7 protein-coding genes are annotated in these 6,272 nt (G+C 53.6%); 1 reads left to right on the top strand and 6 read right to left on the bottom strand.

Translation table 11 applies throughout. From position 1 onward, the window contains the following. Nucleotides 1–22: 22 nt before the first annotated feature. Nucleotides 23–499 carry a hypothetical protein gene (locus ACWB12_RS04365; protein WP_479528847.1) on the bottom strand — a complete coding sequence of 159 codons (477 nt, stop codon included), beginning with the start codon at nt 497–499 and terminating at the stop codon, nt 23–25. A 118-nt stretch (nt 500–617) separates the two neighbouring features. Between ACWB12_RS04365 and ACWB12_RS04360 the strand changes: the two genes are divergently transcribed. After that, a protein-coding gene (locus ACWB12_RS04360; protein ID WP_479528846.1) for an IS3 family transposase occupies nt 618–1,969 on the top strand; the annotation gives its coding sequence in 2 pieces (ribosomal slippage) (nt 618–954 and nt 954–1,969; 1,353 coding nt in all). 382 nt (nt 1,970–2,351) lie between these two features. Here the strand turns inward: ACWB12_RS04360 and phoB are convergent. From phoB to ACWB12_RS04335, 5 genes are all read right to left on the bottom strand, one after another. Beyond that, nucleotides 2,352–3,047: a phosphate regulon transcriptional regulator PhoB gene (phoB, locus tag ACWB12_RS04355; protein WP_479528845.1), complete on the bottom strand. Its 696-nt coding sequence runs from the start codon at nt 3,045–3,047 to the stop codon at nt 2,352–2,354. Continuing rightward, nucleotides 3,047–3,745 carry a phosphate signaling complex protein PhoU gene (gene phoU, locus ACWB12_RS04350; protein WP_479528844.1) on the bottom strand — a complete coding sequence of 233 codons (699 nt, stop codon included), beginning with the start codon at nt 3,743–3,745 and terminating at the stop codon, nt 3,047–3,049. Before phoU ends, phoB begins: the two co-directional genes overlap by 1 nt. 9 nt (nt 3,746–3,754) lie before the next feature. After that, a complete protein-coding gene (gene pstB / locus ACWB12_RS04345) occupies nt 3,755–4,516 on the bottom strand; it encodes a phosphate ABC transporter ATP-binding protein PstB (RefSeq protein ID WP_479528843.1) in 762 nt (253 codons plus the stop codon). A gap of 2 nt (nt 4,517–4,518) precedes the next feature. Further along, complete coding sequence (gene pstA, locus ACWB12_RS04340) at nt 4,519–5,760, bottom strand: phosphate ABC transporter permease PstA (RefSeq protein WP_479528842.1); 1,242 nt, start codon at nt 5,758–5,760, stop codon at nt 4,519–4,521. Continuing rightward, nucleotides 5,753–6,272, bottom strand: a 520-nt coding sequence (locus ACWB12_RS04335) for a PstC family ABC transporter permease (RefSeq protein WP_479528841.1), incomplete at its 5' end; no start/stop codon positions are given. The genes ACWB12_RS04335 and pstA, both read right to left, overlap by 8 nt.

Raw genomic sequence — 6,272 nt, 5'->3', positions numbered from 1 at the left:
ATCATTTCATGGCACGTCAGCCCTATCGCCGCCGCGCCGGTCCTGCGCGCCGATCTGTAGCGCGCTGAAAATCATCGCGGGTTTTTTCGCGTAATTCCTGCTTGGTGGCGTCACGCTGTTCAGCGGTCGAAACCAACGCATCAAGTTCATGGGTTTCACGGCTTGCCAGTTGCGACATGCGGCGCGCGTGGTCTTGTTGCACATCGCGGTGCGCTTGGCGTGTTAGCGCGGATTTGTCGAAGTTATCCGAGCCAAAAAGGCGATGTTTGAACGACCGATCTTTCACGCCTGCTTTATCAATCCTCGCCTGCAATGCCTTTTCAACACGGGTTGTATAATCGCGTTTGTAGAGCTTTTCCTGCTTGTTACCCTCGCGAGCATAGCGTTTGGTGATCTCGCTCATTTTTTCCAGATCAGCAGGACGCGTCAGGCTTTTGGCCCTTTGACGAAAACTTGCCAGATCAAAGGTTCGTTTCAGGTCTTCTGTGATGCTGGACATCGCAGTCTCCTTTGTTTTGCGGGAAGGTTTTAGGTGTCTGACGTCAGCACTCGTGGGACAGATTTAAGGTTTAGTTAACGGAGGATTTCTGGTTCATCGTAACCGTCAAGGAGTGAAGATGAGACAGAAATCCGGAAGCAGCAAAGCGTCTGCAGATAAATTGGTGAAGAGCATTCGCCGCAAAACCAGACAAACCTATTCCGCCGAGGAAAAGATCCGAATTGTATTAGCTGGCCTTCGCGGTGAGGAAAGCATCTCCGCACTATGCCGTCGCGAAGGTATCTCGGAAGGCCTGTATTACAGTTGGTCAAAGGAGTTCCTTGAGGCGGGCAAACGTCGTCTGTCTGGTGATACAGCACGTCAGGCAACCTCGCCCGAGGTAAAGGATCTGCGAAGCGAAGCGATGGCTCTGAAGGAGTGCGTGGCCGACCTGACCATTGAAAACCGCCTGCTCAAAAAAAGTATGACAGGGGTTGGGGGATACGAGGAATGAGATATCCTGCATCTGAGAAACTGGAAATTATTCGCACGGTTGAAGGGTCGCACCTGCCAGTGAAGCAAACGCTGGATATGTTGGATATACCTCGCGCCACGTTTTACCGTTGGTATGACGCTTATGTCGAAGGTGGCCTTGATGCTTTGGTGGATCGCTCGCCTCGGCCCAAGTCTGTCTGGAACCGCATCCCTCAAGACAGGCGGGATGATCTGATCGAGTTTGCACTGGAACATGAAGCCCTGACGACACGGGAACTGGCGGTCAAATACACCGATGAGAAGCGGTATTTTATCTCTGAATCATCGTCTTACCGCATTCTGAAGGCTGCTGATCTGATCACCGCACCAGACTATGTGGTAATCAAGGCCGCTGACGAGTTCACGGATAAAACCACCGCCATCAATGAGATGTGGCAGACTGATTTTACCTACTTCAAGATCATCGGTTGGGGCTGGTATTATCTCAGCACGATCTTGGATGATTACAGCCGCTACATCATATCGTGGAAGCTTTGCACCAACATGCGGGCCGAGGATGTGACGGATACGATTGAGCTGGCACTGGCTGCATCAGGGTGTGATCAGGCGGTTGTACGACACATGCCACGCCTTCTTAGCGACAACGGGTCTTGCTACATCTCTGGGGATTTGGCCGAATGGCTGGAAGAGCAGAGGATGGATCACGTTCGCGGAGCACCATTCCATCCACAAACCCAGGGCAAGATCGAGCGTTGGCATCAAACGATGAAGAACCGAGTTCTGCTGGAAAACTATTACCTGCCCGGTGATCTTGAACGCCAGATCGAGGCCTTCGTCGAATACTACAACAACGAGCGTTACCACGAGAGCCTGAACAACGTCACACCTGCAGACGTCTATTTTGGGCGCGCCAAAGCCATCATCAGAGAAAGGAAAAAGATCAAGAAACTGACAATCCAGAAACGCCGCTTGCAACATCAAAAACAAGCTGCATAATCAATTACACAAACGAACCAGAGCCTCCTAAACTCAAACCGCTCTGATGTCCCATTTTATATGACGACGGACACCAAAAACTCTGACGACGGACAACATTCTCTATTTAAACATCGTCCATTGGAAAAATATATGATTGCAAAAGCATCTCTGCTCTGAAAGCACCAATGCCCAATTATTACGCACCTAAAGCAGGGTTGGCCAGCCAATTGACCAAATTCAATATTGCTTGGGTGCTCGGAAGGCAGGTGACAATAATTACGTGGGGTTGTTGGATATGGCCAAATAATGAGCACTCTCCATCCCAAAACGGGGAATTTACAGGAAGTGCCCCGAGAGTCCGTACATATCTACACAAGCGGACATCCGCGCACTGCGCATTTCAAACAGGGTTAACTGCATACCCATAACCGCGCACGGTGCGGATTTGATCTTTGGCTTTTGTTACGGACAAGGCCTGTCTTAGGCGGCCAATGTGAACGTCGACAGTGCGGGTTTCCAGATCGGCCGAAATGCCCCACACCAGATCAAGCAGTTGTTCCCGGGAAAAAACCCGCTCGGGGCTTTGCATCATGGTGGCCAGAAGGCGAAACTCGATCGGCCCCAGTTTAATCGCAATCCCTTCACTCATCACCCTGTGCTTTTCCAGATCCAGCTCGATCACCCCCACGAAAAGCTTATGTTCAACAATGCTTGCGGTGGGGCGCCGCAGGGCGCTGTGAATGCGGGCGATCAACTCCTTGATCGAATAGGGCTTGGTGATGTAGTCATCCGCCCCGATGTCCAGCCCGCGAATTTTGTCGCGCTCCTCGGAACGGGCAGTCAGCATGATAACCGGAACCTCGCGGGTTTCTTTGGCGCGGCGCAGCTTGCGGCAAATTTCGATGCCGGACATATTGGGCAACATCCAGTCAAGCAATATCAAATCCGGCGGGTCCTCGATTGCGGCCTGAAATCCCTCTTCGCCATCCATCGCCACAGACACATCAAAGCCTTGTTGATGCAGATTGAAACGCAGGATTTCAACCTGTGACGGCTCGTCCTCGACCACCAGAATTCTTGGGGAAATGATGCTCATCATGTATCCGTTCGGGGGGAGTTAGGGTGGCTTGATGCTTTCAAATCTTCGCCGGTTACGATCTGGTGCACATATCGGGCGATATTGCAGATGTGGTCGCCGATGCGCTCGAAGTTGCGCGAAATCAGGGTGAGATGGATAAGGCTTTCTGCCATTTCAGGCGTTTTTGCAAGCGTCTCAATCACCCCCTGCACCAGCTGTTTATTCAACACATCCACCTCTTCGTCCTGCTCTCTGATCCTTGCTGCTAAATCAATGTCGGCATTTCCATAGGCGACCATAACATCGCCAAGCATAGCCTGCACGATCACGCTCATCTGTGCAATCAGCTCTAATGCCGCGTCTTCAGGTGGGGCATTGTGAATGATATGGGCGCGCTTGGCGGTGGATTTGGCGTGGTCTCCGATGCGCTCCAGCTCACCGGCGATGTTGATCGGCGCAAGAGTTTGCCGCAGATCAAGCGCCATTGGCTGGCGGCGGACAATCAGGATTTCGGCGCGATCATGGATGTCTTTGTTCAAGCCGTTTATGATGCGGTCATACGTGGTAATGCGCTCAACTTCTGCCGCGTCATAGGCTGACAAAACTGCCGTGGCATCATTGACCTGCAGGCCAACCAGACCGCCCATTTCAACGATGGTCGCTTTGATTTTCTCTAGGTTCTTGTCGAATTTTTTGACGATATGTGTCTGTGGCATGTTTAGATCCTAACCGATGCGTCCGGTGATATAATTTTGGGTGCGTTCATCCACGGGATTGGTGAAAATGGTTTTGGTGTCGCCAAATTCGACCAACGTCCCGAGGTGAAAAAATGCGGTGCGTTGGGAGATGCGGGCGGCCTGTTGCATTGAGTGGGTCACGATAACGATTGTGTAATCCTTGCGCAGATTATCAATCAACTCCTCGACCACGGCGGTCGCAATCGGGTCAAGCGCTGAACATGGCTCGTCCATCAGGATCACCTTGGGTTTCACCGCTATAGCCCGCGCAATGCACAGGCGCTGTTGCTGGCCTCCCGACAGGCTGTTGCCCGGCTGATCAAGGCGGTCGGCGACTTCATCCCACAGGCCGGCGCTTTTCAGGCTCCATTCCACACGGTCCTGAAGTTCGGTTTTGGATGTGGTCATCATGTGGATTTTCAAACCGTAAGCGACGTTTTCAAAGATCGACTTTGGAAACGGGTTCGGCTTTTGAAACACCATGCCGACCTGCGCGCGCAGGGCAACCACGTCGACTTCCGGTGCATAAATATCTTGTCCGGCGATTTTCATCTCGCCGTTCATCCTGCAGATCGGGATCAGATCGTTCATCCGGTTGATGGCGCGCAAAAACGTGGATTTGCCACACCCCGATGGGCCGATAAGTGCCGTCACCTTATTGGGTAAAATATCCAGGTCAACATCAATGATGGCCTGTGTTGTATCGTAGAATATATCGACACCGCGTGCCGTGACGATTGGGTCAGCCATGTTCAAAACCTTGTTTCAAGTTTGCGACGCAGCAGGATGGCGATCAGGTTCATGGCGATCAAAAAGATCAGCAAAACGATGATTGCGGCCGCAGTTTTTTCGGTAAAGGCGCGCTCGGGGCTATCGGCCCAGAGGAATATTTGCACCGGCAGGGCGGTGGCGGGTTCCAGAATGGATTGCGGAATATCGACGATAAACGCGACCATGCCGATCATCAGCAAAGGAGCTGTTTCGCCTAGGGCCTGCGCCATACCGATGATTGCGCCGGTCAACATGCCGGGCATTGCGACAGGGAAAACATGGTGGAACACGGCCTGGACCGGACTTGCCCCCAGCGCTAATGCTGCCTCTTTGAAGGAGGGCGGCACTGCGCGCAACGCGGCCCGTGCGGCAATGATGATTGTGGGTAACGTCATCAGTGCTAACACCATGCCGCCAACCAGCGGCGAGGAGCGCGGCAAGCCCATGTAGCCCAAAAAGATCGACAGACCCAACAGGCCGAACACGATCGAGGGCACGGCGGCCAGATTGTTGATGTTCACTTCGATCAGATCGGACAGGCGGTTGGCGGGCGCAAATTCCTCAAGGTAAATCGCAGCCCCGATGCCGATTGGAAAGGCCAGCGCAAAACACACCGCAAGCGAATAGGCCGAACCGACCAGCGCGCTGAGGATACCGGCGATTTCCGGTTCGCGGCTATCGCCTCCGGTCAAAAATCCCCAGTTGATCACACGGCGCAACTGACCTGCGGCTTGCAGCTCATCCACCCATGCTATTTCGGCATCCGAAATCCGGCGCTGGCGTTCGGGCAGGGTGATATTGACCTTGCCACGCAAGTAAAGGTCCAGATCATCCGATGCGGTTAGCCACAGTGTATGGGTGCCACCAGCCAAATCAGGGTTTGCAGCCACCATTCGGGCAACCTCGAAACTGGCCTCGGGGCTGACCAGATTATACACCCGCTTTTTATCACGGCGGCTGGTCACATCGGGAAACATCTCGCGCAGGGCGGATTTTATCATGCGCCCATAGCTGGCATTGGCAGGATCGGCGCTTAAATCGACATGCACGGCGATTTGGGTTTGGCGATATACGCCGCTTGCGTCACGGGCAATTGTCCCGACCATAACAGTCAGAAACAACAGCGAGACGATAATGGCCGAGCGTCCGGCCCATTGGAACCGTTGTTCCGCACGGTGACGCGCCGACAGGTTGAGGCCCGCCTTTTTGGTAAGATCAATCATATTGTTCCTGATATTTCCGCACGATGTGCAAAGCGACGACATTGATGCAAAGGGTGATGATGAATAGGAACAGCCCAAGCGCGAAGGCCGACAGGGTTTTGGCGCTGTCAAATTCCTGATCACCGGTCAAAAGCGCGACAATCTGCACGGTGATGGTGGTGACCGCATCCAGCGGGTTCAGCGTTAGTTTGGCGGCCATACCGGCAGCCATCAAAACGATCATGGTTTCGCCAATCGCCCTTGATGCAGCCAGCAGTAACGAGCCTGAAATACCCGGCAAAGCGGCGGGCAACACCACCCTGCGGATGGTTTCGGACCGCGTGGCGCCCAACCCCAATGACGCGTCGCGCAACGATTGCGGCACCGAATTAATCACGTCATCTGACAGCGATGAAATCAGCGTCACGATCATCAACCCCATGACGATCCCCGCCGCCAGAGCACTTTCGGACGCGACTTCCAGTCCCAGTAGCCCGCCCGTCATCCGGATGAACGGGGCCAGCGTCAGGGCG

The organism is Profundibacter sp. (assembly GCF_056498605.1).
This window is presented reverse-complemented; position numbering and strand designations above follow the sequence as displayed.